This window comes from Streptomyces sp. NPDC051576 (assembly GCF_040681835.1).
Lineage (GTDB): Bacteria > Actinomycetota > Actinomycetes > Streptomycetales > Streptomycetaceae > Streptomyces.
Map to the genome: position 1 here is coordinate 459,334 of NZ_JBFAZO010000007.1, position 26,187 is coordinate 485,520.

17 protein-coding genes and 1 tRNA gene are annotated in these 26,187 nt (G+C 69.3%); 1 reads left to right on the forward strand and 17 read right to left on the reverse strand.

Annotated elements, in window-relative coordinates:
* Window positions 1-16: 16 nt before the first annotated feature.
* From AB0M63_RS25340 to AB0M63_RS25380, 9 genes are all read right to left on the reverse strand, one after another.
* Complete coding sequence (locus tag AB0M63_RS25340) at window positions 17-901, reverse strand: glutathione S-transferase C-terminal domain-containing protein (protein WP_366020986.1); 885 nt, start codon at window positions 899-901, stop codon at window positions 17-19.
* 67 nt (window positions 902-968) lie between these two features.
* On the reverse strand, window positions 969-1,082 hold the full coding sequence (locus AB0M63_RS25345; RefSeq protein ID WP_355911727.1) for a putative leader peptide: 114 nt from the start codon (window positions 1,080-1,082) through the stop codon (window positions 969-971).
* Window positions 1,083-1,199: 117 nt separating this feature from the next.
* A complete protein-coding gene (locus AB0M63_RS25350; RefSeq protein ID WP_366020987.1) occupies window positions 1,200-2,450 on the reverse strand; it encodes an alginate lyase family protein in 1,251 nt (416 codons plus the stop codon).
* Window positions 2,451-2,477: 27 nt separating this feature from the next.
* The gene (locus AB0M63_RS25355) at window positions 2,478-5,807 is read right to left on the reverse strand and encodes an alginate lyase family protein (RefSeq protein ID WP_366020988.1); all 3,330 of its coding nucleotides are present in this window, start codon (window positions 5,805-5,807) and stop codon (window positions 2,478-2,480) included.
* Window positions 5,804-7,330 carry a glycosyl hydrolase family 28 protein gene (locus tag AB0M63_RS25360; protein WP_355911736.1) on the reverse strand — a complete coding sequence of 509 codons (1,527 nt, stop codon included), beginning with the start codon at window positions 7,328-7,330 and terminating at the stop codon, window positions 5,804-5,806. Before AB0M63_RS25360 ends, AB0M63_RS25355 begins: the two co-directional genes overlap by 4 nt.
* Before the next feature lie 93 nt (window positions 7,331-7,423).
* On the reverse strand, window positions 7,424-8,323 hold the full coding sequence (locus tag AB0M63_RS25365; RefSeq protein WP_366020989.1) for a carbohydrate ABC transporter permease: 900 nt from the start codon (window positions 8,321-8,323) through the stop codon (window positions 7,424-7,426).
* Window positions 8,320-9,318 (reverse strand): sugar ABC transporter permease, encoded by a 999-nt coding sequence (locus AB0M63_RS25370; protein WP_355911742.1) that lies wholly within the window; start codon window positions 9,316-9,318, stop codon window positions 8,320-8,322. The genes AB0M63_RS25365 and AB0M63_RS25370 overlap by 4 nt, the downstream gene beginning before the upstream one ends.
* On the reverse strand, window positions 9,315-10,670 hold the full coding sequence (locus AB0M63_RS25375) for an extracellular solute-binding protein (RefSeq protein ID WP_355911745.1): 1,356 nt from the start codon (window positions 10,668-10,670) through the stop codon (window positions 9,315-9,317). Before AB0M63_RS25375 ends, AB0M63_RS25370 begins: the two co-directional genes overlap by 4 nt.
* Window positions 10,671-10,872: 202 nt before the next feature.
* Entirely contained in the window at window positions 10,873-12,690 is a 1,818-nt protein-coding gene (locus tag AB0M63_RS25380; protein ID WP_355911748.1) for an ABC transporter ATP-binding protein, read from the reverse strand.
* Between the two features lie 144 nt (window positions 12,691-12,834).
* Between AB0M63_RS25380 and AB0M63_RS25385 the strand changes: the two genes are divergently transcribed.
* Window positions 12,835-13,866 (forward strand): glycoside hydrolase family 43 protein, encoded by a 1,032-nt coding sequence (locus tag AB0M63_RS25385; protein ID WP_366020990.1) that lies wholly within the window; start codon window positions 12,835-12,837, stop codon window positions 13,864-13,866.
* An 8-nt stretch (window positions 13,867-13,874) separates the two neighbouring features.
* Here AB0M63_RS25385 and AB0M63_RS25390 read toward each other — a convergent pair whose 3' ends face one another.
* From AB0M63_RS25390 to AB0M63_RS25425, 8 genes are all read right to left on the reverse strand, one after another.
* A complete protein-coding gene (locus AB0M63_RS25390) occupies window positions 13,875-15,848 on the reverse strand; it encodes a discoidin domain-containing protein (protein WP_366020991.1) in 1,974 nt (657 codons plus the stop codon).
* Window positions 15,849-15,919: 71 nt separating this feature from the next.
* Window positions 15,920-19,480 (reverse strand): choice-of-anchor D domain-containing protein, encoded by a 3,561-nt coding sequence (locus AB0M63_RS25395; protein WP_366020992.1) that lies wholly within the window; start codon window positions 19,478-19,480, stop codon window positions 15,920-15,922.
* Window positions 19,481-19,716: 236 nt separating this feature from the next.
* Window positions 19,717-22,068 carry a carbohydrate-binding protein gene (locus AB0M63_RS25400; protein ID WP_366020993.1) on the reverse strand — a complete coding sequence of 784 codons (2,352 nt, stop codon included), beginning with the start codon at window positions 22,066-22,068 and terminating at the stop codon, window positions 19,717-19,719.
* 165 nt (window positions 22,069-22,233) lie between these two features.
* Window positions 22,234-22,611 carry a hypothetical protein gene (locus tag AB0M63_RS25405; RefSeq protein WP_366020994.1) on the reverse strand — a complete coding sequence of 126 codons (378 nt, stop codon included), beginning with the start codon at window positions 22,609-22,611 and terminating at the stop codon, window positions 22,234-22,236.
* Between the two features lie 126 nt (window positions 22,612-22,737).
* A tRNA-Pro gene (locus tag AB0M63_RS25410) sits at window positions 22,738-22,811 on the reverse strand.
* Window positions 22,812-22,871: 60 nt separating this feature from the next.
* Window positions 22,872-23,786: a YceI family protein gene (locus AB0M63_RS25415; RefSeq protein ID WP_355911766.1), complete on the reverse strand. Its 915-nt coding sequence runs from the start codon at window positions 23,784-23,786 to the stop codon at window positions 22,872-22,874.
* 94 nt (window positions 23,787-23,880) lie between these two features.
* On the reverse strand, window positions 23,881-24,645 hold the full coding sequence (locus AB0M63_RS25420) for an NUDIX domain-containing protein (RefSeq protein ID WP_366020995.1): 765 nt from the start codon (window positions 24,643-24,645) through the stop codon (window positions 23,881-23,883).
* Between the two features lie 26 nt (window positions 24,646-24,671).
* Complete coding sequence (locus tag AB0M63_RS25425; RefSeq protein ID WP_366020996.1) at window positions 24,672-26,135, reverse strand: MFS transporter; 1,464 nt, start codon at window positions 26,133-26,135, stop codon at window positions 24,672-24,674.
* Window positions 26,136-26,187: the final 52 nt, after the last annotated feature.

A 26,187-nucleotide genomic window follows, 5' to 3' on the forward strand; every position in this document is an offset into this window, starting at 1 on the left:
ACGGCGTGGACCTCGCTCACCTGCGGAAAGCCCCGGTTTCGTCGGCCGCGTGGGCCGCCCAGTCCAGGATCTGGACAGCCGCGCCGGCGGCCTCCAGGCCCTGGCAGCGGGCGTGGTGGCGGCGGGCGATGCCGTCGAGGTCGAGGTGGGTGCCAAAGGCCGGGTGGGCGGCCAGTCGGCGGGCGTAGGCCCACAGGTGGGGGTGGTCGGCGACGCGCTGCACGGCGGCGGCATCCAGGTGGTTGCGGTGCACGGTGTCGAGTTGGACCAGGGACACCCACAACTCGACGTCGGCTGCGGTGAGTTCGTCGCGGAGCATGTGCTCGCGACCCTCCAGCCAACGGTCGAGCGAGCCCAGCGTCTCCAGCAGTCGGCCGAGCGCCTCCTCGCGTTCCTGCTGGTCGACCCCGGCCGCGCCGGCGCGCTGCGCCGCGTCCTCGATGCCCTGCGCGCAGAGCCGTTCGACGGCCTCGATCTCCGACTCGGCGCCGCACGGGTAGAGCTGGAGTCCGCCCTCGCCGAAGTGCCGGGCGAGGTCGCGCGTGATGTCGGGGGCGTGGGTGCTGACGATCCGGCCGGACCAGTCGTCGCTGAGCACGGGCGCGGCGGCCGGTCCCGAGTATCGGTGGGCGCTCGCCTCGTAGAGCGGGCGCAGCGCCAGGTGGCCGCCGCCGGGACAGTCGGGCACGGCGGACAGGAACTCGGCCGGACAGCTCTCGTCGAGGCCGAGCAGCCTGTGGGTGACGGCGATGCGCAGGCCGTCGGCGCAGGCGGTGGAGAGATGGAGGCGGTAGCGGCGTGGCACGGCGTAGTGCCCGCTGCGCGCGTCGCGCCCGATCCGGCCCCGGAACGCGGGGGTGGGCCGGGGCGAGGGGACGGCGGCGAGAGGTGTGACGGACATGGGACTCCCCGGGTACGGGCGCGTGGACGTACGCGCGGCGGAAGCGTCGTCGAGCGGTGGAAAGGGCTCAGCGCGGAAGACTGATCGCGCTGCACACCCGCAGCAGGTCGATGTGACGGCGGGAGGTCAGAAGAGGCGAGCGGTCCACGCGGCTGGTGGTGACCGGCTCAAGGCGCCTCATACTTCCCTACCTGTTCACTAGGATTCCCTACTGGAGTGTCGATCCACCGTCGTCCGGGGTCAAGAGGGCGTCCACGGGTCGGGCACCGGTGCCCGACCCGTGGACATGCCGGGCCCGCTACTTCGCGTACATCAGGGTGCCGAAGCCGAGCTGGTCGAAGCCGCCGCTGTCGGTGCCGTAGTCACCTCCCCCGCCCTCGGGCGTGACGAGGTCGTAGTACATGGCCGAGATGTACTTGTCGTCGAGGTTGATGCGCCGGTTGTAGTGGAAGTGGAGCATCGCCCACACGGGGCGGACCTGGCCGCGGGAGGCGGTGGAGATCACCGTCTGGGACGACTGGGCGCAGCTCTGCCCGGTGCCCCAGGTGTAGGTGGTGAAGGGCACGTCACTGCCGGTGTTGTACTTGGCGACGTACTGGGCGGCCTTCATGAAGCGACGGCTGTCGTACGAGTACAGGTCGTCGCCCTGGTTCCAGGCCATCTCGCAGATCGCGCCCATCTGGCCCATGCCCATCATGGTGTGGCCCTGGTCGCGGCCGGACTCCTGCCACTGGCCGAGCGCGTAGCCGTCGGAGTCGGTGTACAGGTACGGCACCGCGTGCGCGATGGAGCCGTTGCCCGCGCCCGACTTGAAGTAGGTGACGGCCTGGTCGTACTTGGCCTTGTCCTCGTTGAGGATCCCGATGGCCAGGATCGAGGCCATGTTGCACAGGTCCCAGTTGGCCCAGTAGTTGGTGATGCAGGCCGTGTTGTGGTTGAGCAGGAAGTCGTTGTTGAGCGGATAGAAGACGCTCGCGAGCATCTCCTGGGCGGCGGCCAGGTCGAAGCCGCTGTAGTCGCGCATCAGCTCGCACGCGTTGGCGAACTCCCAGCCGTAGATGCCGGAGGCGAGGAAGCGGTCCGCGTTGCCGGTGACCGTGGTCAGCGTCCTCGACCAGGCGTTGAGGATGTTGGCGGCGCACACGGCGTTCGCCTCGGTGCCGCCGACCTTCCAGCGCAGGGCGTTCTGGTAGGCGGCGGCGATGTCGTTGTAGAGCGTGGCGTAGTTCTCTCCGGTACCGCCGCGGATGATCGTCGCGGTCGCCCGGTTCGTCCAGGTGGACTGGGAGTGGGAGTTGGCGGTCAGCCTGTTCCAGCCGGACAGCCAGGGGTCGTCTCCCGCCGCGACCCTGACCTTGGCGCGGTTGATGTCACCGGCGTTGTGCAGCATGCCGGGGTGGGTGAAGGTGGCCGGGGCCGCGTCAGCGGTGGTGGCCACCGTGGCGCCGCCGAGGGCGACGGCGGCGGTGAGCCCGCCCGCGGTCTTCAGAAGACCGCGGCGGCTCAACTCGGTTCTGCGGAGGTGCTCGTGGGGGGAAGTGCGGCTCATCGCTGTGCATCTCCAATCCGTGGAGGATCAGGTGGGCGTGATGCTCACCTCGTCGAACTCCGTGGTGCAGCGGACCTGTTGGCTGCGTGAGCAGACCACCAGGCCGACGTAGTAGGGGGCGTCACCGAAGCCGGGGATCTCTCCGTCGGCGAGGGGGGTCCAGGTGACACCGTCATCGGTGGACAGGGCCGCGCTGAACGCGGTCCCGGCGCGCTTCAGCCGCAGCAGGGCGGGGAGGGTGACGGCGGCGCCGCCGGTGAAGGCGGAGGCACCCGCCACGGTCTTGCGGAGCATCAGTTGAGCGCTGCTCCCGCCGGTGACGATGGCGCCCGCCGCCTGGTCGAACGGCGACAGCGACTTGGCCATCAGCAGCCCGACCCGGTCGGTCGTCACTCCGCTGCGGGAGACGATCCGGGCGACGACCTCGCAGTCGCCGGTGACCGGCCGCCTGACGAACTGCCCTGTCATTCCCTGGCCGTTGGCGTTCAGGTCGACGCCCGCGCCGCGCACGGTGAAGGTGTCTCCGTCGTACGAGGTGCTGCCCGGCGTGGTGATCGCCACCACGCCCAGCGTCCCGAAGGCACGGTCGTCGAGCACGGTGTCGCCGAGGTCGCCGTACGTCCACGGAGTGGGCGGGGCGGTGCCGACGGTGAGGGCGAGGGTGCCGGTCGTGGTGCCGGAGGCGTTGGCCGCGGTCGTCGCGACCGTGAACTCACCTGTCTCCGTGGGGGTTCCGGACACCAGCCCGGTGCTCCGGTCGAGGCGAAGCCCGGCGGGCAGGCCGTCCGCGGTGAACCGTACGGGTTCGTGCGAGGCCCGCAGCAGATGGCGGAACTCGGCACCTTGGTTGGTGAACGCGGTGGTGGCGGAGGCGAATTGGGGCTGTGCCGGAGTCGGCATCACCGCCTGGGCGGGCGCCGAACGCGGGCCGCGGCCACCGGCGTTGGTCTTCGCGACGCGGTAGTGGTACGTCGTTCCCGGCGTCCCCGTCGCGTCCGAGTAGCGGATGCGGGTGCCGAAGCCGACCGGGCCGACGTCGGTGGCGAGGGTCTTGAACGGTCCGTCGGCGCGGGGTGCGCGCAGCACGGTGTAGCGGGCGGACAGGTCCGGGTCGGTCCAGGCCAGCTCGACGGCGTCCGCGCCGGTGTCAGCCCGTAGGTCGGTGGGGGTACAGGTCGGGCGGGGCACCTGCCAGACCACTCCGGACGGGGAGGTCACGGTGACGTTGTCGAAGGCGCCGGTGCCGGTCTCGGCGTAGTCCTCGTCGACGCCGAGGCAGGAGGTGAGGGTGAGGCCCGCGTACGCGGTGCGTCCCAACTCGACGTCCGTGGAGCCGACTTCGGTCCAGTGGACGCCGTCCGGCGAGATGGCGCCGGTGCAGCGCTGTCCCTTCCGCGTCACGCGCACCCAGTAGGGCTCGCGAAGGCGGTAGCCGTCGCCCGCGCCCTCGACGTAGGGCGCCTGAAGCGGTGTCGCCGACTCGGGCAGGGCGCCGAGGTCGGAGATCGGGAAGGCCGCGTTCACCGTGATCGCCTGCTGCTGCGAGGGCGGCACGGGTGTGCTGCCGGTCGCGGAGACATCGGCGCCGGTGGACGGGCGTACCGTCCACACCCCGCTCCAGGTGTGCAGCGGCAGCCCCTGGATCAGCATCGAGGCGTGGGCCGCGTCCGCGTCGAGGGAGGCGCGGACGGTGACGCCGATCTTGGAGTACTGCGAGCTGAGCGGCCACACGATCCGGGCGGTGACCGTGCCGTCGCCGCGCAGCGGGAGGTGGACGAGGCGGTGGGTGTCGGCCGTGCCGCTCGCCTCCAGGACGAAGCGCTCGCCGTCGAACGCGGCGGAACCGGGGATCTTCACATCCCCCACGTCCTGGCTCGACCAGTCCCCAGGGAGCCCGGCGGAGGCCGCCGCCCACGCCGAACTGCCGCTCTCCCCCAGGGTGTTGGAGGCCTCGACCGTGTAGTAGTACGTCCGCCCGGCGTGCGCGTGCCGGTCGGTGTACGTCGGCTGCCCGACCCCGGACGCGATCGTCTCGTAGCGGCCGTCCACGTCCGTCGCCCGCAGGACCGTGTAGGAGTCGGCCCAGGCCGACGGCAGCCAGGTCACCGTGACCGAACGGTCGTCGCCGACCGCCGTGACACCGGCCGGCGGTGTCGGGACGGTCGGTGCGGTGGCTGTCGCGCCGGCGTAGGCGAAGGTGCCCCAGCTCGGCAGGTCGTCGTTGCTGCCCTCGACGACCCGGGTGCCGCCGGTGCCGTGGAAGACCGCGCTCTTCGTGTACGGGGTGTCGAGTCCGCGCACGCCGGCGTAGTGCGCGTACGCCATCTCGTAGATCGGCGGCAGGGGGCCGCGCGAGATGGCCGACACGGCGAGCTTGATGTACTTGCCGGTGCGGTCGAGGTCGGGGACGAAGGGGACGTCGCCGCCGAGGTTGTAGCGGGCGGCGTACTCGACGTTGGCGAGGATGCGGTTGTCGTCGAAGCCCCAGAGGTCGACGCCCTGGTTCCAGGCGACCTGCGCCGCGTCCGCGAGCAGACCGACCGCGAGCTGTTCGTGGCCCTGGTCCCGGCCGCTCTCCTGGCCCTGGCCGGCGGCCGTGACGATGCGGTGGAGGACGCTGCCGTTGCCCGCGCCGGCCGCGGCGAAGCGCAGCGCGTCGTGGAAGAGGGTGGGTTCCTCGCAGAACACCCCGATGGCCAGCAGTGATTGAAGGGACGTCAGGTCCCAGTTGCCGTTGGCGTAGAGCGCGTAGCAGGACAGCGCCGGGTACCAGACGCGGAGGAAGGACTCCTCGCAGCGCGCGATGTCGGCGGCGTTCCAGCCGTCGTAGCCGGTGTGGCGGAGCAGTTCGGCGGCGTTGACGAACTTGAAGGCCTGGAGGCCCGCGCCGAGCGGTCCGTCGGCTCCGGTGATGCCGGTGAGCGAGGCGGACCAGGCGTTGAGGATGTCGCGGGCCTTGTCGGCGTGCGCGGTGTCTCCGGTGACCGCCCAGAGGAGGGCGTTCTGGTAGGCGGCGGCCGAGTCGGCGACGGCCTGGTTCTGGTAGTTGGCGGGGCCGCGGCCCCAGGTGGTGATCTGGCCGGTGTTCTGCACGGCGTACGACGACGAGGAGCGGGCGTGGGCCGCGAGCGCCAAGTAGCCGTCGTAGACCGGGGATTGCTTCGCGGTGACGGCCGCCTTCATACGGGCGAGGTCAGCGGCGGTGTGCAGGAGGCCGGGGTGGGTGAAGGTCACTCCGGTGTCGTCCTGGGCCGCCGCCGCCCGGCCGGGCACGAGCAGTCCGCTCGCGCCCGACGCCAGCAGCAGGGCCGCGGTGCCGCCGAGGAAACCCCGGCGGCTCGGTGCGGGGATCGTCATGACGCGGCGGCCGCCTCGGCCTCGGCGGTGGTGAGGAACTTCAGGTTGGTGACGTGCTCGTTGTAGAACCACTGGATCTCGTCGGTGGTGTAGAACCAGCTCGGCTTCTTCATCGAGTCGGCGACGACGACCCCGTTGATCACCAGGTTCTCGAACGTGACGTTGTCGATGGCATGTTCGGCGTCGTAGCCGAGGAAGAGCGACGGGTTGGCGTGGGTGCCGGCGTAGCTGAGGTTCTTGACGTACACGTCCTGGATGCCGCGGCCGACCGAGGTGTTGTACTTCGTGTTGAACATGACCTTCATGTAGATGACCTGGCCCCAGCGGAAGTCCTCGATCCGGACGTCCTCGATGCGGACGTTCTTGATCAGGTTGGAGTCACCGGGGTTGAGGGCGATGCAGCCCTGGTAGTTCATCTGGGGTTCGCGGTGGTCGAGGACGTCGATGTTCTTGATGACGAGGTTCTCGATGGTCTCGGGCGCGTCGGTGTTGCCGTGCGTGCCGACGTTGATCGGGTGGGCGACATCGGCCCACAGGGTGCAGTTCTGGACGGTGATGTCGCGGGTGTCGCCGTAGTAGTCCCAGCGGTGGCAGTAGATGGCGATGCAGTCGTCGGAGTTGCGCATGAAGCAGCCGTCGAAGGTGATGCCGGTCGAGGAGAAGACGTCGAAACCGTCGCCGTTGCCCTTCGAACTGAACGCGCGCGCCTTGGTGATGCGGACGTTCTCGCTCTCGCCGAACGTGCCCGCGTAGCCCGCCGGGTTGAGGATGATGACGTTCTCGACCCGGATGTTCTTGCTGCCCTCGCAGAGGATCGCGCCGTTGGGGTTGTTGTAGAGCACTCCGTGGCCGGTGAGGCGGGACCGCTCGACGTTCTTGAAGAAGACCTGCGCGGTCAGGACGGCCCCGCCCGCGAGGTACACGGTCTTGCCGCTGGGCACGGTGAGGACGCCGCCGGTGACGGTGTGGACTCCGGGGCCGAAGTAGATGACGTCCGGGTCGTCGGCGGACGGGGCGTGGTGCTCGACATGGTTGGTGATCAGGTGCAGCGCGTCGAAGATCTCGTCGTTGATCTGGACGACGACGTCCTTCGGCTCGTCCAGGGTGAACCGCAGGGTGTCGCCGAGGAGTTCGGGCGTGATGCCCAGCGCGTCCGGTCTCACCCGGGCCTTGGTGGTGCCGCCCTTGAGGTAGGTGACCTCGATCTCGGCCGAGCCGTCGAAGTCGAAGTACGCCATCGAGGAGTTGTAGACCTTGCCCCCGCCGGTGGTCGCGTTGATCTCCTCGAACTGCGGCCGGTAGATGTCGAGGGTCTGCCAGTCGCCGTGCGGGGCGGTGCGGACCCGCACCTGGAAGCTGGTGTTGGTCGGCATCGTCGCGGGACGCGGGTAAGTGACCAGTCTGGGGCGGGACTCGGTGCCGTCCGCGTGGGCCGCCGTGGCGGTCAGCCCGGAGAGACCGGCGGCGAGCGCGGTGGCACCGGCCGCCTGGAGCGCTGAGCGCCGGGACAGGGGCGTGTTCATGTACGACTCCTTGCAGAAAGGCGGAAGGGCGGAAGGGCGGAAGGGCGGAAGGGCGGAAGGGCAGAGGAAACCTGGACAGGTCGGCCGGTGCGGCTACTTGAGGCCGGTCGTCGACATGCCGGCGACGAAACCGCGCTGTGCGACGAGGAAGACCAGCAGGATCGGGACGACGTACATCACGGAGCCGGCCGCCAGGAGGTTGTTCACCGGCATCCCGCCTTCCGTCACATAGGAGGTCATGATGGCGACGGAGAGCGTGGTGCGGTCGCTGGACAGGAGCAGCATGGGAGCGATGAAGTCGCCCCAGGACCAGGTGAAGGCGATCACGAAGCTCGCGGCCAGGACCGGCCAGGACTGCGGCAGGAAGATCCGCCAGAAGATTCCGGCGTAGCCGCAGCCGTCGACGATGGCGGCCTCCTCCAGCTCCCGGGGCAGCCCGGCGAAGAACTGCCGGAAGAGGAAGACCAGATACGGGGCGGCGGCCAGGCCCCACAGGACCCAGGGCCAGTAGGTGTCGACCATGCCGAGCTTCGCGAAGATGAGGTACGTGGGGAAGAGCGTGATCATCTGGGGCAGCATCATCGAGCCGAGCAGCACCCCGAACAGGGTCTTCTTGCCCGGCGCGGACAGACGGGCGAACCCGAAGCCGACCCAGGCGGAACTCAGGGTGACGAGGGTGGCGTAGATCAGGGCGATGATGAGGGAGTTGCGGGCGTAGCCGAGAAAGTCGATCTGGTGGAAGGCATCGGCGAAGTTGTGCCACTGGATCTTGTCCGGCAGCCAGTGCACCGGAGAGGCCGCGAGCTCGGGTGTGGTCTTCAGACCGGTGATGACCAGCCAGCCGAAGGGGCCCAGCATCAGGCCGGTTACCACGACGAGCACGGTGTAGAGGATGAGACGGGTGGTGCGCACCCGCACCCTGGCCCCGGAATCGCGGGCCTTGCGTCCCGTGGGGGTCTTGGGTGCCTTGGAGGTCACGGTGGTGGCGGTCACTTCTTCGCCTCCGGGTCGACGTTGTAGAACACCACACCGGACGTGAACCTGAAGATCAGGCCGGTCACGATGAGGATGAGGACGAAGAGCACCCACAGGAGCGCGGAGCCGTAGCCGTAGCGGCCGAGAGCGAAGTACTCCGCGAACACGTGCATCATGTACATGTAGTTGGACTGCGGTATCGAGGTGACGCCCTTGGGGCTGGCGTCCGCGGCGAGCAGCATGGGCATGATCGTCTGGACCGAGGCGATCATCCCGGTCACGGCCTGGAAGAGCAGGACCGGCGAGAGCAGCGGCACGGTGATGCTGCGGAAGGTCCGCCAGGCGCTCGCGCCGTCGATCCGTGCCGCCTCGTGGAGTTCGCGGGGCACGTCCTGAAGCCCGGCCAGCGAGATGATCATGATGTTTCCGGCCGCCCACAGCACCGCCATCAGGATCACGTAGCGGGCGTACGGGTCGTCGAGCCAGGCGACGGCGTCGATGCCGACCAGATGGAGGACGCCGTTGGTGGCGCCGGAGTCCCGGTTGAAGAGCTGCTTGAAGACGAGCCCCGCGCCCACCGGCGGTACCACCGCCGGCAGATAGAGCAGGGTGCGCCACAGGCCGCGCGCCTTGAGCGGGCGGTTGACCAGGACCGCGAGCGCCATCCCCGCGACGATCGACAGCGGAACCGAGGTCACGGCGAACAGGCCGGCACGTCCCAGCGAGTGCCAGGTCGTCGGGTCGGAGAGCAGCTCCTGGTAGTTGCCCAGCCCGACGTAGCGCCAGTTGGGCGAGATCCCGTCGAACGTGGTGAAGCTCAGCCACAGCGCGTACGCCATCGGACCGATGGTCAGCAGCAGGAAGCCGATGATCCAGGGTGAGGCGAACATGTAGAACGCCCGGTGCCGGCGCGCGGTCATGGAGGTCCGGGGCAGACCGCCTGCGCGTACGGCGCCGGTGTCCGGGACGGACCGGGGCCGCCCGGCGATTTCGGGGATCTGGCCGACTGTCATCCCACCTGCTCCTTACCGCGCTTCATCTGCTCGTTGATGGACGAGTTGAGGCGTCCCGCGAGGGTGTCGACGGAGATCTGGCCGTGCTCCGCGGCCGGAATGATCTGGTTGATGAGGGCGACCATGGCGTCGGTCTTGATGTACGGGGTGAAGGGGGTCACCGAGAAGTGCTCCAGCTCGGCCTTCTGCACCGACAGGGCACGCTTCTGGTAGTCCTCCTTGTGCGGCATCAGCGGCTGGAGCGACTTCAGGCTCGGTATCCCCCAGCCGCTCTCCGCGTGGACCTTGGCCGGCCCCTCGCCGAAGAACCACTCGAAGACCCGCCAGGCGGCGTCCTTGTTGCGCGCCTTCTTCGGCATCCACAGGCCCGTGGCGGCCTGGCAGGAGCTGAGCCGCGGGCAGCCCTCGAAGACCGGGGCGGGGGCGAGGCGGGACACCTCCGCCACCTTCGGCACCGTATCGATCATGCCGCCCAGCCAGTAGCCGTTGCCGGACATGGCCATCCGGTTCGCGACATAGGTGGGCCCGTCCCACGCGTCGGGGTTGGGCTGGATGAGGCTGGGCCCGACCTTGGTCTTCGCGTAGTCCACGTACCAGGTCAGGGCCCTGCGGGCCTCGGGGCTGGTGAAGTCCACCCGGCTGAAGTCCTCGTTGAAGAGGCTGCCTCCGGCGGCGGCCGTCAGGTTCGTGAACAGCATGCCGAGGTCCAGGGCGCCGTTGTAACTGCCGCCGTAGACGGTGGTCTGGCCGTTCTTCCGCTGGACCAGACGCTTGGCGTTGTCCAGCCACTCCTCGTAGGTGATCGGCTCGGTCTCGGCGGGATGGTCGACGCCCGCCTTGTCGAAGAGCGAGGTGTTGTACCAGAACATCGCGTCCTGGGAGAAGTCCTTCGCCATGCCGTAACGGGGGCCCTTGCCCTGGGTGGTGCCGTCGTACCGCCACAGGTCGTTGGCGGGGTCCAGGTCTTCGACCTTGAGGACGGAGGACCTGGCGAAGTACGGGTCCAGGTCCTCCGCCACGCCCCGGGCGGCGAGGTACGGCGCGTCGACGGCGCCGACACCGCGCACCAGGTCCGGCGGGTTGCCGTTGGTGAGCATCGCGATCAGCCGGGTGATGTCGTCCCTCACCACGATGATCTCGATACCGAGCTCCTTCTGGGCCTGCTTGACCAGGTCCGTGGAGAAGTCGTCGAGATTGACCATCATCGTGATGCTCTCGCCGCCACCGCCGCTCGCGGCGCCGGCCACCTGCAGGGCGCAGCCGCTCAGCGCAGCCGCGCCGGTCGCGACACCGGTCGCCGAGAGAGCCAGGAATCGCCGTCGGCTCAGGGGGGCACCAGCACGTGGGTGCATGACGGCACCACCTCCAATAGAAACCGGTTGTCACGCGTTGGGGCAGAGCTTCTTCCGGCTCGGAAACGGCGTCAAGACCCTGGGCGAACTTTCGAAAAGACTGGGTAACCTCGACGAGACGAGCATGGAACACCGTTTACTAGAAACCGGTTGTTGCCCGTACGTGGCTCAAGTCTCGTGATCAGGACCGGTGTTCGGACCGTCAGCGCAGGTCGGCGGCCTGCTCCGGGCTGTCGTCGAGGAAGCCGCCCGACTGGTGCTGCCACAGCTTCGCGTAGGCGCCCTCGGTCGCCAACAGCTCCTGGTGCGTGCCCTGTTCGACGATCCGGCCGCGGTCGAGGACGACCAGCTTGTCCATGCCGGCGACGGTGCTCAGCCGGTGTGCGACGACGAGTGCCGTGCGCCCCTCCATGAGCCGCCACAGCGCCTCCTGGACGAGGATCTCGCTCTCGGAGTCGAGGGCGCTGGTGGCCTCGTCGAGCAGCAGGATCGGCGCATCGCGCAGGATGGCCCGGGCCAGCGCGACCCGTTGGCGCTGTCCCCCGGACAGCTTGATCCCGCGCTCCCCCACCATCGTCTCGAAGCCGTCCGGGAGGGCGTCGGCGAACTCGGTGACATGCGCCGCCTCGGCCGCCCGCCGGACCTCGGCGTCGGTGGCGTCGGGCCGCGCGAACGTGAGGTTCTCCCGCAGGGTGCGGTGGAACATCGCGGGGTCCTGCGGGACATAGGCGATCAGGCTGCGCAGATCGGCCTGGCGCAGTCTGCTGATGTCCTGGCCCCCGATCAGGATGCGGCCGGCGTCGATGTCCGTCATCCGCAGCAGCAGCCGGCTGAGCGTGGTCTTGCCGCCGCCGGACCGGCCGACGAGGCCGATCTTCGTGCCGCCGGGCACGGTCAGGTCGAGCCCGTCGAAGAGGGTGTCCGCGCCCGCGTGGGCGAAGGTCACCTTCTCGAAGCGGACGTCCGCGCCCCGGGACCGCAGCGGTTCCGGGGAGGCCGGGTCGACCACGGTGGGCGGGGCCAGCAGCAGTTCGGTGAACTGCGCGGCCTCGGTCATCGAGCTTTCGAGGCGACGGTAGATCTGGTTGAACTCGAACATGATCCGGGTGGCGTTGCTGTAGTACGTGAAGGCCACGACCACCGCCTCCACGCCGTGTGTTCCGCCGCCGAGGGCGACGGCGAGCAGCAGTCCGAGCGCGTTGGTGAACACGGACAGCGGCGCGACCAGGGTGTCGATGCGCAGGTTTCCGTAGTCCCAGGAGCGGAGGGTGAGCCGCCGCGACTGGGCGACACGGGAACGGTGTTCGGCGGCCTCGCGTTCCTCGGCGGCGAACGCGCGGACCGTGTCCATGTTCATCAGGCTGTCGGCGACATGGCCGGACACCCGGGCGATGGCCTCCTCGCGCTCGTCGACGAGGGCCTGGCGGCGCCGGATGAGCGGCGCGACGACCAGGGCGGTCAGCGCGATCATCGCCAACAGGCCCACGACGAGCAGCGGTTCGTAGCGCCACAGCACGACGGAACCGAACAGCAGCGGCACCAGGCTGCCGACGACCTGGAAGGTCATCGTGTCGACGAACTCCTCGAAGCGGGAGGCGAAGCTCAGCACCCGCTTGGTCAGGGATCCGGCGAAGTTCTCGTGGAAGAACGCGGCGTCCTTGGCGAAGAGTTCGTCCATGCCGATCACGTACAGGTGCTCGATGCCGAGCGCGTCCAGCCGGTTCAGACAGTGCAGTCCGAGGCGCCACAGGAGTTCGGCCAGCAGCAGCACACCGGCGAACCCGAGAACGTACGGCAGCGTCGCGCGGACGCCGATGCCGGTGTCGCCGGCGATCCGGGCGACGAGCTTGGCCACGATCAGCGGCGCGATGTAGTTGATGCCGATGTTGCCGAGCGCCGGCAGCAGTGTGGCGGGCGCGGTCCACCGGCGCAGCCGGGTCAACTCCCGTCCGTAGTAGCGCAGAGCGAGCAGCACCGAGCCCCGGCGCGGCCCGGTGTCGCGCGATTCAGGCGATCCCATCCCCACCCCGTGAAGTCGTCCGGCAGCCCGCAGAAGGGCAGGCCAGGAGTGGGCAGTGTCCCGCGCCGGCACCCGCGCGGTCCAAGCGTTTTTCCCTCAACAGCCTTGATGCGGAAGGGGTTTATGGGGCCCTACGGTGACACCATGGCGACCGATCCAGCGCTGAGCGAGCCGATGCGGCTTCCCGACATGCCCTTGCACGACCCGTTCGTCGTGGCCGACGAGGGGACCCGCACCTATCACCTCTACACCTCCAACGACCCTTCGGTGTCGGGCGTGGAGGGCGTCGGCACGATGGTCTACCGCAGCCACGACCTGCGCGGGTGGACGCGCCCGCTGGTGGTTTTCCTGGCGGCTCGACAGCCCAGCCTCTGGGCGAGCGACGGCGGTTGGGCGCCGGAGGTGCACGCTTGGGACGGCAGGTACTACCTCTTCACCACACTGCACGACGAGAACAGCCCGCTATCGGTGTCGCCGGCCGGCCGCTGGGGAACGCCGTTCCAGCTCGCGAACCATCTGCGCGGCACGATCACGGCCGTGTCCGAATCCTTGCTTGGCCCGTTCACGGCGGTCGACCCCACGCGCCCCACCACACCCCGCCACCTCATGTGCCTGGACGGCACGTTGTACGTGGACCCGGCCGGGCAGCCGTGGATGGTGTACGCGCACGAGTGGCTGCAGACCGTCGACGGGACGATGGAAGCGGTCCGGCTCGCTCCCGACCTGACCGGGACGGTCGGCGATCCTGTTCTCCTCTTCAAGGCATCGGACGCGTCATGGATCACCGAGGAGATCCCGGCCGGCGTACCGCACCAACTCCCGCCCTACGTCACGGACGGCCCGCAGGTGTACCGCACCCCCGGCGGCTCCCTGCTGATGCTGTGGTCGACGTACGAGAAGAACAGGACCGGCCAGGACGGCACCCTGGGCGGCGGTTATGTGCAGACGTACGCCGTCTCGGAGTCCGGGGAGATCACCGGGCCGTGGCGCCAACTCCCGCCGCTGGTACGGGAGGACAGCGGCCACGGCATGCTGTTCCGCACGTTCGACGGCCGGTTGATGATGATCCTGCACCGCCCGTTCGAGAACGCGCGCGGCAAGCTGTACGAAGTGGAGCTGCTGGAGCAGGAGTTGCGGGTGGTGCGGCAGCGCACGGATCTCGACGGCGGAGGCTGACCCTGGGTTCAGGCGCCGAAGACCTGGAACTCCGAGACCTGCCCGGCCGGCCAGCCGGTGTTGGCGGTGAAGACGAGGCGGACGAACCGGGCGTTGACGGTGGCGGGGAGCGTGAGAGTCGCGCTGTTGCCGGTCGCCGGGTCGAAGGTGTGGCCCGCCGGGGCGAGTTGCTGGGTGAGGGTGGTGCCGTCCGTGCCGCTCTGGACGGAGATGGTCTGGGTGCGGGTGGCCCAGGCGGTCGCCGGGGGAAGGTGAAGGACGATCCGTCTGACGGCGGTCGTGGCGCCCAGATCGACCTGGATCCATTGCGGGAAGGCGTTGTTGGCGGACTCCCAGTAGGTGTTGGTGTCGCCGTCGGTCGCGTTGCCCGAGGCGTAGGCCTGGGTGTGGCTGCTCTCCGAAGTGGGCCGGTGGAGAGCGAGGTTGGTGGTGCTGGACGGCGGGTCGGTGGTGACGGTGGCCTGGTTGGAGGGCGAGGACACATTGCCCGCCGCGTCGAGGGCGACGACGTCGAAGGTGTACGCGGTGGACGCGCCGAGTCCGGTGACGGTGAAGGAGGTTGAGCCGGTGGTGCCCACCTGGGTGCCGGTCGAGCCGGACACCCGCAGGACGCGGTAGCCGGTCACACCGGCGTTGTCGGTCGACGGGTTCCAGGTCAGCGAGACGGAGTCGCTGGTGTGCCCGGTGACGGTCAGGGCACTCGGGGCGGTGGGTGGTGTGGTGTCGCCGCCGGTCGGAACCACCGGTTGGGTGGGGCGAGTCGGGGTCAGCGCGAGCTGCCCCTTGAGCATGCGGCCGCCGTCGCCGGTCAGCCGGAGGTAGTAGTCGGCGGAGCAGGCGGTGCCGTCCTCGTCGAGGGCGAGGAACCCGGAGTCGGTGGGCACCCAGTCCTGGGTCTCGGCGGTCTTGGCGATCTGGTTGCCCTCGTTGTACTCGTCGAACATCGAGATGTAGATGCCCTGCACCCCGGCCCGCACCATGTTGTAGAACTGCCGCCACATGAAGTCGCCGTGCGCGCGCTGCCGGCCGGAGACGTCGCCGGGCAGGACGCAGGGCTGGTAGTCGATGCCGTTGGCGGCGCAGTCGGCCTGGTCGGGGACGGTGTAGGTGGCGTAGGCGTTGTCGGCCTCGGTGACGTTCCCGATGGCACCCACCATCCACGGCGAGATCATATTGAAGGCGTGGTAGACGCCGAGGAAGCCGGGTTGTGAGCCCCCGGTGCCCGTCCGCCATTCGCGCGGGACGCCGCCGATGACGTAACACCCCTGTCCCTTGAACCAGTTGACGACGTCGAGGCAGGCGTCGGGGGTGAAGGGGTGGTTGGGGTCGTTGAAGCCGAAGCCCCAGATGCAGACGACCGGCTTGCCGTTCTGCTTCGCGTAGGCCGAACTCGCGGTGTGCGCCGACATCTTGGTCGTCCAGTCCGTCTTGATCTCGGACTGCATGTTCGTCCAGTTGGAGACGTCGTACATGATGTAGAACTTCCGCCCGTACGACTCGGCGGCCGCGCGCACCTTGGTCGCCATGGCGTCGCGGGTGGGGCCCTCGCCGCCGGTGGGGTTGAAGCGTTGCAGGGCGGCGGTGTCGATCGTGTTCTGCTGCATCCACAGGAAGTGGGTGTTCACCGTCTGCTGGTCGTACGACGAGAACAGCGTGGCGGGGCGGCCGTTGCCGAGGGCCGCGTACGAGGTCTGGTAGGTGTTGGTGAAGTCCCGTACGTCGGGCCAGCATTTGATGTTCGTGTTGGTCGGGGACGGCGAGCGACCCCAGTCCTGACTCCAGTGCCACCAGCCGTTGATGGGGGCGCCGTCGCCGACGCAGGCGAACCAGCCCTGGTAGCCGACGCTGATCTTGCCGACGACGTCCCCCGGCCCGCTCGCCGCCGACGCGGTCGGGGCGAGTGCGGTCTCGGTCGCTCCCGCGGTTCCCACCGCCGTCGCCGCGATCGCGGCCCTCAAGAAGACTCTTCGTGTGACACCCATCTCGACTCCTCTCGGTGGTCGGTGCCGCCGGGCGCGAGCGCGTCCGCGCCCGGCGGCACCATGACGTCAGGTCAGGTGTTCCAGACCTGGAACTCGGAGATCTGCCCGGCCGGCCAGCCGTTGTTGGCCGTGATGTTCACCCGGAGGTATCGCTGGGTGGTCGCGGCGAACGTGATGGTCACCGTGTTGTCGGTGGTCGGGTCGAAGGTGTAAGTGGCCGACGACTTGAGGGGGTTGAAGGCGGCGCCGTCGGTGCTGCCCGACAGGGACAGCGTCTGGTTGCGGGCGCCCCAGCCTGCGGGGAGTTGGAGGACGACACGGCTCGTGCTCTGCGCGGAACCGAGGTCGACCTGGACCCACTGCGGGAAGGCGTTGTTGGCGCTCTCCCAGTAGGTGCCCTGGTTGCCGTCCGTCACGTTCGACGAGGGGTACACGTCGGTGTGGCTGGACTCCGTGGTGGCAGCGCCGGCGGCCAGGTTCCTGCTCGTCGTGCCGGCGCCGGTGCCGGTCAGCGCGACCGTGGTCGTGCCGTTCGACGCGTTGCTGGCGATGGTGAGATCGCCGGTGCGGGTGCCGGACGCGGTGGGCCGGAACGTGACGTCGACCGTGCAGGAGGCGTTCGCCGCGATCGTCGTCCCGCAGGTGTTGGTCTGCGCGAAGTCGCCGGTGACGGTGATGCCGGAGACTGTCGCGGCCGCGGTGCCGGTGTTGGTGATCGTGACCGGCTGCGCGCTGCTGCTGGTGTTGAGCGCCTGGGTGGGATACGTCAATGATGTCGGGCTGGCCGACAGGGTCGCCGGTGAGGAGCCGCCGCCGCTGGGGAACACCTCGAAGTCCGACAACTGGGCCGCGTTCCAGCCCGTGTTGGCGGTGATGTTCACCCGGACGTATCGCGCCGTGGCGCTGCTGAAGGTGATGGTCGCCGTGTTGTTGTTGGCACTCGGGTCGAAGGTGTACCCGGCCGAGGCCTTGATCGTGGAGAAGCTGGAGCCGTCCGTGGACCCCTGCACCGACAGGGTCTGCGTGCGCGCCGACCACGCCGCCACCGGCGGGAGCTTCAGTACGACCTTGCCGACGCCGTAGTTCTGGCCGAGGTCGACCTGCGCCCACTGCGGGAACGAACCGAGCGTGCCCTCCCAGTACGTCGACGCGTCCGGGTCGGTGAGGTTCGAGGCGACGTAGGGGCTGCTGCTCGAACTCGCCGTCGCCGGCCGCCCGGCGGCGATGTCGGTGGTGCTGTCGATGCCGCTGCCGGTGAGGGCGACGACGGTCGGGCTGTTGTTGGCGTTGCTGGTGACGGTCAGGCTGCCGGTGCGGTTGCCGCCTGTGGTGGGCTTGAAGCCGACGGTCACCGTGCAGGAGGCGCCGACCGCGAGGGTGGAGCAGTTGTTGGTCTGGCTGAAGTCGCCGGTCGCCGCGACAGCCGAGACGGTCGCCGACGCGGTGCCGGAGTTCGTCACCTTCACCGTCTGCGCGGTGGCCGACGAGCCGACGACAGTGCCCTCGAAGGACAGGCTCGCCGGGTCGGTGTTCAGCACCGGGCCCGGCGCGGTGCCGGTCCCGGAGAGGCTGACCGTGTTGGTGGTCCCGCCCGCGTTGACGGTCAGCGTTCCGCTACGGCTGCCGGTCGCGGTCGGCGCGAACTTCACGCTGACCGTGCACGAGCCGTTCGCCGCGATCGACGAACCGCAGGTGTTGGTCTGGGAGTAGTCGCCGCTGGTGGAGATCGACGAGACGGACGCGGCGGTGTTGGTCGGGTTGGAGACCGTCACGGTCTGTGCGGTGCTGGTCGAACCGGTCGCCACCGAGCCGAAGTTGAGCGCGCCGGGGGTGGCCGTCACGCCTTCCGACGGGTACGGCGGATACACCGGCGCAGGCCAACCGCCGCAGTACGGCGTGCCGTTGATGCCGGAGTTGCCGCCGCCGTCGGTGACGACGAAGTTGCCGCCCGAGCAGTTGTAGACCGGGGAGGAGTAGCCGACGCCGGTGGCCGTGACGTTGGTGAACTTGGCGGCGCCGCCGGTCTGTTCCTGGAGGGCGAAGGTGCCGGTGCCGGCGATGGTCACGTTGTTGAGGTTGACCCCGCTGATGGTTCCCTCGACCCATTGGACGGCTTCGTAGGGACTCTGCTGGATCAGTGCGTTGGTCACGTTGATGGGTCCGGTGATCGCGCCCTGGCTGCCGTCGAACCACAACGCGCCTACCCCGAACTGCCAGTTGGGGTCGAGGCTGCCGGCCCGGACCATGGTGTTGCCGGAGATCGTGGTGGTGCCGACCGGTGTCGAGGTGAAGCGCTGCCCCACGTGGATGCCGCCGCCCTGGGCGAGGCCGGTGTCGACCACGCGGTTGCCGCTGACGGTGTTGTCGTGGCCGCCGTAGATCGCGATGGCGTTGGCGAGGATCTGCAGGGACACGGTGTTGTCGGAGATCGTGTCGTTGGCGTCGGCTCCGATGGCGGAGTCCGCCCAGGTGGCGATGCCGTCGTCGCCCGTGTTGCGGATGTCGCTGTTGGTCACCTTGGAGTTGGTGACACCGCCGTGGAAGTTGATGCCGTCGGCGGTGGTGTCACGGATGCGCATGCCGGTGAACGTCAGTCCGTCCATCGGGCCGTCCATCCAGGCACCGACCTTCAAGTGGTCGATCCACACACTGGAGACGATCGAGTTGCTCATCGCGCCGCCGATGCCGTTGACCTGGGCGCTGTCGTCGCGTTCCTGCACATTGCCGAAGATCGCGAAGTTCTGCAGGCGCACATTGGTGCTGGCCGAGGGCGCCGAGTTGCCGTAGAAGCCGGGGGCCGTGCCGGTGACGGTCGAGTACCACATGCCGGCGCCGGCGATCGTGACGTTGTTGACGCTGATGTGGCCGGGGATGTTGTAGGTGCCCGGCGGGATCCACACCGTGCCGCCCGAACCGGCCGCGCTGATCGCGGAGTTGAAGGCGCTGGTCGCGTCGGCCGCACCGGTCGGGTCGGCGCCCTTGCTGGTCACCGACACCGACCCCGAGGGTGCGGTGAGGGCGGCGCCGACCTGCTCGAAGTCGGCGAAGTCGATCGTGTACGAGGATGCGGAGTCCCCCGCGTCGACCTGGAGCTTGAAGGTCGTGCCCGCCGGATAGGTGGTGGAGAACAGGCGGTGAGCCTCGTCGTAGAAGTGGTGCGGGTTGCTGCCCGGGGTGTTGGTGAAGGGGTAGCTGCCGTAGTACCAGCTGTAGGCGTTGGTCAGGGTGAAGTCGGGCTGTTTGACGCCGTTGATGTACAGGGACAGTCCGGCGGTGTAGACCGAGCCGCCCGAGGTGTCGGGGATGCTGTAGCGGAAGTTGATCGAGTTGGTCGCCACCGGCGTGGTGAAGGTGACGTACTCGCCGGTGCCCTGGAGGGTCGTGGCCTTGCGGTACGACGCCTCGTCGGCCAACTGGCCCTGGGTGTAACTCGGGCCGATGGACGTGCCGTTGGTGGCGGAGTTCTCCGCCTGCACCTCGACGTAGGGCAGGCTCGCGCCGCTGCCGCCGGTGGCCGTGGACGCCGCCTGGGCGGGTGGGGCGGCCAGTGCGACGACTCCGACGGCGGCGAGCATCGCGGTGCTGACCGCGCCGACGAGGGTCCGTCTCAGATCTCGAATGGAATGGAACACGTGCCACTCCTTTGATAACGAAATGCCGGAACTGTTCCGCTGGCACCGCCGGGGAGGGAGGGGAGGCAGGGGATGACGACGATGCAGGGGGGACCGTAATATCGTTGGCATGATCACGCAATAACTAGACAGAGCTTTGCAACAAACAAAAATGAGAGCTGCAAGATCCTGGGTGCCGCGCGCATATGACGGTGCCGCCGGACGGAGTGTCCGGCGGCACCGTGGGGAGGGTGGGGTCAGGCGGGCAGGAGGGCGAGGTAGTTGATGTTCCAGCCACCGTTGTCCTGATGGAGTGTCAGGGTCTGCCGGCCGGCGGGCAGGGTCACGTGGGTGGTCGTGGTGGACCAGGTCTGCCAGTCGCCGGTGGCGGGGAGGTCGACGGCTCCGGTGAGGTCGGTGCCCGCCGCGTCCGACAGATGCAGCGCGTCGGTCACCGCCGACGGGGCCGCGACGCGGAGGCCGAGGGTGTAGGTGCCGGCCGTGGCGACGTCCACGGTGTAGCGGAACCACTGGCCGGCGCCGGTCCAGCCCAGGCTGTAACCGCCGCCGGTGTCCGAGGTGTTGTCCAGGTCGACGCCGTCGGCGCGGTAGGAGTCGGCGTTGCCGTTGACGGAGGTGACGTTGTACGCGACCCCCTGGCCGCCGGTGTCGTAGTCCTCCGCCTGGACCGTGCCGGGTACGGCGGCCGGCGTGCCGCCGTAGGGGCCCTCGGGAGCGGGCGGCGGCCAGTGGTTGTCGCTCAACGTCGCGGTGAAACCGGTGGAGTTGTTGACGAAGGCGGAGGTGCCGGCGTCGAGTCCGGTGACCGTGTTGCCGGTGATCGTCGCGGAGCCGGTGGGTGCGGGGTAGAACGGCGGTGAGATCGAGATGCCGTTGCGGCCGGGGCTGTTGACGGTGTTGTCCTGGAGCAGGGTGTCGGTCGAGGTGGAGAAGCCGATCCCGTCGTAGAGGGAGTCGGTGACGGTGTTGCCGGTGACCGTGACCTTGTCGACGGTCCCGGTGTTCTGTCCGTCGCCGCCGTTGCCTATGTGCAGGGCGGGTTGGCCCTGGCTGTAGGCGTTGCCGCCGGAGCGGACGACGGTGTTGCCGGTGACGGTCGCGGACAGCAGATCGCTGCCGTTGACGCCGAAGCGTCCGGCGCCCAGGCCGATGTAACGGGCGGTGTCGCTGATGTAGTTGTCCTCGACCCGGTGGCCGCTGCCTCCGTAGACGCCGACACCCTTGCCGCCCCAGGGTGCGATCGAGGTGTTGTCGCTGACGGTGACATCGGTCATCGGCTGGTAGAAGGTCTGAGAACCGTCGCCGTTGGTGTTGTAGTTCACCGAGTTGATGGCGATCGCGTCGTCGCCGGTCCCGCGCACGAAGTTGTTCGTGACCGTCAGGTCGTTGCCGGTGTCCGCGCCCAGCGACACGTTGTTGACGTTGATGCCGTCCGCCCAGACCGAGGTCAGCCTGCTGTTGCGTACGGTCCCGCCGGTTCCCGAGGCCCAGAAGCCCGACATGGCGTGCTGGGTCCAGATGCCCTCGGCCAGCCAGTCGGTGCCGGTGGTGTCCATGGCGCCGCCGTCTCCGCCGATGGTGCTGCGGCTGACGGCGTTGGCGTCGATGTGGAAGTCACGCACCGTGCAGGACGTCAGGTCGAACAGGGCCGCCAGCGGAGTGCTGTTGGGCACCGGGACGTCACGGTAGATGGTGCTGTACCACAGGCCCGCGCCCGCGATGGTGATCCCGTGTGCGCTCAGTCCCTCGGTGCCCTTCACATAGAAGGTGCCCTGCGGGATCCACAGGATCTTGCCCTGCGACTGGGCCTGGTCGACGCAGCTCTGGATGGCGGCCCGGCTGTCCACGGACCGGCTGTCCGCCGCGCCGTTGGTCGGGGTGTTGTCCGCCACCGCGCCGCAACTCGTGATCGAGATCGAGTTGGCCGGCTGGGTCCGCGGCGCCGGCGGGTTCTCCACGTCGACGGAGTCCACGTCGTAGAACGACGCGCTGTTGTCGGCGTCCTTGCGCAGCGAGAACGTGGCGCCCGCCGGGATGGGTGACCCCGTGACGAAGGTGTGCGACTCGTCCCAGAAGACCCTCGGATCGCCGTCGGCCGGGTTCTGGTTGTCGCTCGTGTTGTAGTTGCCGTTGCCCTCGTACAGCCAGCTCTGCTTCGAGTTGAGGTGCAGCGCCTGCCGGAACACGCCGTCGACGTACAGGTTCAGGGTGCCGGTGACACCACCGCCGGTCGCCGAATCCGGGATGCTCGCGCGGATGTTGAGGAACGAGATCGGTCGGCCGGTGGTGTTCGTCCACTGCACGGACTGGCCGGTGCCGTCCAGGTGGACATAGGAGTGCCCCGAAGCTTCCAGGGCGGCGTTTGAGTACTGCGTCGTCGGCGCCGAGGTCAGCGACCGAACAGCCGCGCCTCCGGCGGGAGTTCCCGCCTCGGCCTCGTAGATCCTGAACGGCGTCGTCGCGCCCACGGCCGCGGGCCGTGTGGCGGCAGCCGTTGTGGCGGCCGCGGGTGGAACGGACACACACATCGCGCCGACCGCGGCCACGACGGCCACCGCCAGTCGCCGGGGTCTGGAGATCGTCAGCATCTGCTGCTCCTTCACGGGGTGGGGGGAAACCGGCGCCCCGACCGTACAGAGCCCGCACACAGGCCGCTAGATTGCGACGAAGTGAAGAATTAAATACGCACCCTGATGCAAGATTCTTACCAAGCCACGCAATTGCCGGATGGCTCGAACATCATCCCGCTGCCGTCACGCGAGCCAGCGGGCAGCGGCCTCGTAGGTGGTGGCCGGGCTGCTGTTGAACGCGATGGCCGCGTCCGGTGCGTGCCGCCGGACCAGGTTGATCACTCGCTCAAGGAGTTCGACCTGATCGTCCGAGTGCCGCAGACCACCGCCGACGGTGACGCACTCCCAGGGATGGGCGCGCAACGCGTTCCCGACGACCTCGTCCACGTCGTCGCTTCCGTCGAGGCCGAACAGGCAGCTCTCCACGCCAACGCCGTGTTCGGCGAACTTGGCCAGTCCCGCCTCGATCGCCGCGACCACCGGCTCGGGATCCCACGGCCCGGGCACCCGACGGGGGTCGAGCCCGATGACGAGGACACGGGGTGTAGCGGAGATGCCCATGTATCGACGATACGGCGGGGCGCGGCGAGTCGGCGCCGCGGCGCGGGAGAGGCGGTCATGCGCCGCTCGTCCCTCCATGCGAAAAGGGCCCCCACAGGCTCTCGCCTGCGAAGACCCTTCGCACCGTCGGGACGACAGGATTTGAACCTGCGACCCCTTGACCCCCAGTCAAGTGCGCTACCAAGCTGCGCCACGTCCCGGTCGCGCCGCACCCGGTCGTCCGGGTGAACGCGCAGGTCGACCCTACCGCATGTGCCCGATCACTTCGGCGGCGTCGGGGTGTCGTGGGTGCGGTACATCGCCTGGATGTCCAGCTCCAGTTGGACGGTGGGGCCGACGACGGCGATGCCCCGGGCCAGCATGCTCCGCCAGTTCAACGTGAAGTCCTCGCGGTGGAGTTCGGCCGTGGCGAGGGCCGCGCAGCGGAGTTCCTCGGCGTAGCCGCCGTTGACGGTGCCGAGGTAGGTGGTGTCCAGGTTCACCGAGCGGCTCACGCCGTGCATCGTCAGCGAGCCCTGCAACGTCCACTTGCTGCCGCCGCGGTAGGCGAAGCGGGTACTGGCGAAGTCGATGTACGGGTAGCGCTCCACATCCAGGAAGTCGCCGGAGCGCAGGTGGTTGTCCCGTGTGGTGTTGCCGGTGGTGATGCTGGACGCGTCGATGCGGACGTGGACCCGGGAGTCGGCGATGTCCTGGGCGATCTGGATACCGCCCTGGAAACGCTCGAACCGGCCGTGCACATGGGCCATGCCGACGTGTTTGGCGATGAACCGGATCGCGGTGTGCGGCGGGTCGAAGAGCCAGGTGCCGGGCGGCGGGAGCTCCTGGGCGCGGCCGGGCTGGAGCCAGACGCGCTCGGTGGGCGCGGCGGTTCCGGCGGCGATCTCCACCGTCTCCTGGTGCGGCTGGAGTCCCTGGGCCGAGACGAGGAGGCTGTAGCGGCCGGGCGGCAGGGCCGCGAGGAAGAAGCCGTAGGGGTCGGTCGTACCGGAGGCGGCGACGCGATGCGAGTCGAGGGCCGTCACGGTCACCTCGGCGGCGCCCATGGGCGCGCCCGTCGGGTCGACGATCTCACGGCCGAGTCCGCCGGCACCGGACGGGAGGGCGAGCGAGAGGCCCGCCGCCGTGGCGGAGGCGCCTTGGGGCCGCCAGCGCCTGAGCAGTGCGAGGGCCATGGTGATCACCTTTCTTCACAGCAGCCGTCCGGGCATGGGGCGCGCCGGACGACACTCTGCCGATCTTGAAGGCTTCAGCGGTGGAACGGGTGTCTCATATCGAGACACCCGCACCGCCGTCCTCCGCGTACCGGCGGACGATCGGCTCCAGATAGTCCGCGTGCGGGCCCACCAGGTCCGGGAGTTGGTCCGTCGAGTGGATCAGCGCCATGCGATCCAGTTCCGGTTCGCGGCCCTGGGCATGTTCCGCCGCCGTCGCGGCCGCGAACCGCTCGCGCAGGTGTGCCGCCGGGAGGGCCGGGGCGCGGAACAGGACGCCGATGCTGCCGTTCCCGGCGCGGGTGACGTTCCAGAAGGCGAGGTCGTCGGGCCGGGTGTCGATGCCGGTCTCCTCGATCAACTCCCGTGCGGCGTGGCGGTGCAGGGCGTTCATGTCGAGCGGTTCGCCGTCCGGCGGGGGTTCGAGCGAGCCGCCCGGCAGTTGCCAACGGCCGGGTGCCGCCGTGGAGTTCGACATCCGACCGACCAAAAGGCGTCCGTCGTCGGCCGGTTGGAGGACGGCGACGAAGAAGGACGGCAGCCAGGAGGTGGATCCCGGGACGCGGCGCAGGGCGAAGTGGCGGAACGTCGTCCGCGCCCAGGAGATGACCAGGTCCTGCGGTCCCTCACGGTGCGTGCCCGCGCACACCAGGACCGGTCCGTCGAAGAAGCTCGGGTTGGCCCGCACCAGGTCGTTCCAGACACGGTTCATGGCGAGCCGCTCCTCGGGGGCGAGCCGAGGAGCGGCGGATTCGACGAGCCGGAGCCGGTGGACGTCCAGGAGTTCGGCGCCGAAACCCCGCGCGTTCTGTTGGATCATCGGCTCATGCTGGCACACCGGGCTGGTCAGTTGAGGGCGCCGGGAGTCACCGCCGCCGCCTCTGTCTCCGCCTTCACGAGCGAGGCCCCGGAGGCGCTGACGGTCGTTCCTCCGCTACGGCCGGCCCGGCGCACCGGCACCATGAGCGCCGCCAGCGCCGCCGCCAGGCACAACATCGCGAGCAGGGCGAATCCGTGGGTGTACCCGGAGTCGTGGGGCAGGCCCGAGGCCTGGAGCCGGCCGGTGACCAGGACGCTGGTCACGGCGGCGCCGATGGAGCCGCCGATGGTGCGGATGTTGGCGTTCATGCCGGTCGCGGCGCCGGTCTGCTCGGGCGGGACGCTGCCGACGATGAGGTTGGCCATGGAGGCGAAGGCGAGTCCGATGCCGAAGCCGAAGATGCCCGCCACGAGGGCGATCTGCCACTGCTGGTCGTGCCAGAGGGCGAGGATGCCGCAGGCGAGGGCGCCGAGCGCGGCACCGGTGGTGAGCAGAGCCTTGGCGCCGACGACGGGTTCGAGCCGGCCGCTGAGCACGCCGGAGACGAACATCGCGATCAGCATCGGCAGCATGAGGAGGCCGGAGGCGGTCACGCTGGCGCCGAAGCCGTAGCCCGCGGACGACGGGGTCTGGACGAAGCCGGGCAGGAAGGACCAGATCGAGTACATGCCGGCGCCGAACAGCAGGGCGGCGGTGTTGGTGGTCCACACGGACGGCAGTCGCATCACCTTCAGGTCGATGAGCGGGCTGCGGGAGCGGGCCTCGGCGAAGAGCCAGGCCGCGAAGAGTACGACGGCGAGGGCGAACAGGCCGACGACCTTGATGGAACCCCAGCCCCAGACACCGGCCTGGCTGAGTGGCAGCAGCAGGGCGACCAACCAGCCCGAAAGGAGCACGGCGCCGGACCAGTTGACGCTTCCGTCGGCCCGGCTGGGCGACTCGGGGACGTAGCGCAGGGCGATGAGGGTGGTGACGGCGACGATGCCGACGGGGAACCAGAACAGCCAGCGGTAGTCGAGCGCGGACACGATGGGACCGGCGGCCACCATGCCGACACCACCGCCCGCGGCGATCACGGCGGACAGGTTGCTGATGCTGCCGGGGACCCGGGAGGCGTCGAACTCGTCGCGGATGATGCCGAAGGACAGCGGGAACAGCGCGCCGCCGATGCCCTGGACGACCCGGGCGACGATCAGGACGCCGATGTTCGGGGCGAGCGCGGCGACCAGACAGCCGGCCAGCACGGCCACGAGGACGGCGACGAGCGTGCGCTTCTTGCCGACCAGGTCGCCGACCCGGCCGAGTATCGGGGTGAAGACCGAGGCGGACAGCAGATAGGCCGTCATCACCCAGGTCGCGGTGGACTGGGAGGTGTGCAGTGCGTGCTGGACGGTCGGCAGGGCCGGCGCGATCAGCGACTGGAGCATGGAGAACACGCCCGCACCGGTCGCGAGGACCGCGAAGGTGAGGCGGGTGGACTTGCTGGGCATGGAGAGCCTCTCCGAAAACAAGCGAACGGGGTGCGGCCGCACGGCTTCGCGG

Excerpts from the sequence above, each read along its gene's own strand:
- AB0M63_RS25340 (WP_366020986.1), bottom strand. The coding sequence starts at position 901 with ATGTCCGTCACACCTCTCGCCGCCGTCCCCTCGCCCCGGCCCACCCCC.
- AB0M63_RS25345 (WP_355911727.1), bottom strand. The coding sequence starts at position 1,082 with ATGAGGCGCCTTGAGCCGGTCACCACCAGCCGCGTGGACCGCTCGCCT.
- AB0M63_RS25350 (WP_366020987.1), bottom strand. The coding sequence starts at position 2,450 with ATGAGCCGCACTTCCCCCCACGAGCACCTCCGCAGAACCGAGTTGAGC.
- AB0M63_RS25355 (WP_366020988.1), bottom strand. The coding sequence starts at position 5,807 with ATGACGATCCCCGCACCGAGCCGCCGGGGTTTCCTCGGCGGCACCGCG.
- AB0M63_RS25360 (WP_355911736.1), bottom strand. The coding sequence starts at position 7,330 with ATGAACACGCCCCTGTCCCGGCGCTCAGCGCTCCAGGCGGCCGGTGCC.
- AB0M63_RS25370 (WP_355911742.1), bottom strand. The coding sequence starts at position 9,318 with ATGACAGTCGGCCAGATCCCCGAAATCGCCGGGCGGCCCCGGTCCGTC.
- AB0M63_RS25375 (WP_355911745.1), bottom strand. The coding sequence starts at position 10,670 with ATGCACCCACGTGCTGGTGCCCCCCTGAGCCGACGGCGATTCCTGGCT.
- AB0M63_RS25380 (WP_355911748.1), bottom strand. The coding sequence starts at position 12,690 with ATGGGATCGCCTGAATCGCGCGACACCGGGCCGCGCCGGGGCTCGGTG.
- AB0M63_RS25385 (WP_366020990.1), top strand. The coding sequence starts at position 12,835 with ATGGCGACCGATCCAGCGCTGAGCGAGCCGATGCGGCTTCCCGACATG.
- AB0M63_RS25390 (WP_366020991.1), bottom strand. The coding sequence starts at position 15,848 with ATGGGTGTCACACGAAGAGTCTTCTTGAGGGCCGCGATCGCGGCGACG.
- AB0M63_RS25400 (WP_366020993.1), bottom strand. The coding sequence starts at position 22,068 with ATGCTGACGATCTCCAGACCCCGGCGACTGGCGGTGGCCGTCGTGGCC.
- AB0M63_RS25405 (WP_366020994.1), bottom strand. The coding sequence starts at position 22,611 with ATGGGCATCTCCGCTACACCCCGTGTCCTCGTCATCGGGCTCGACCCC.
- AB0M63_RS25415 (WP_355911766.1), bottom strand. The coding sequence starts at position 23,786 with ATGGCCCTCGCACTGCTCAGGCGCTGGCGGCCCCAAGGCGCCTCCGCC.
- AB0M63_RS25420 (WP_366020995.1), bottom strand. The coding sequence starts at position 24,645 with ATGATCCAACAGAACGCGCGGGGTTTCGGCGCCGAACTCCTGGACGTC.
- AB0M63_RS25425 (WP_366020996.1), bottom strand. The coding sequence starts at position 26,135 with ATGCCCAGCAAGTCCACCCGCCTCACCTTCGCGGTCCTCGCGACCGGT.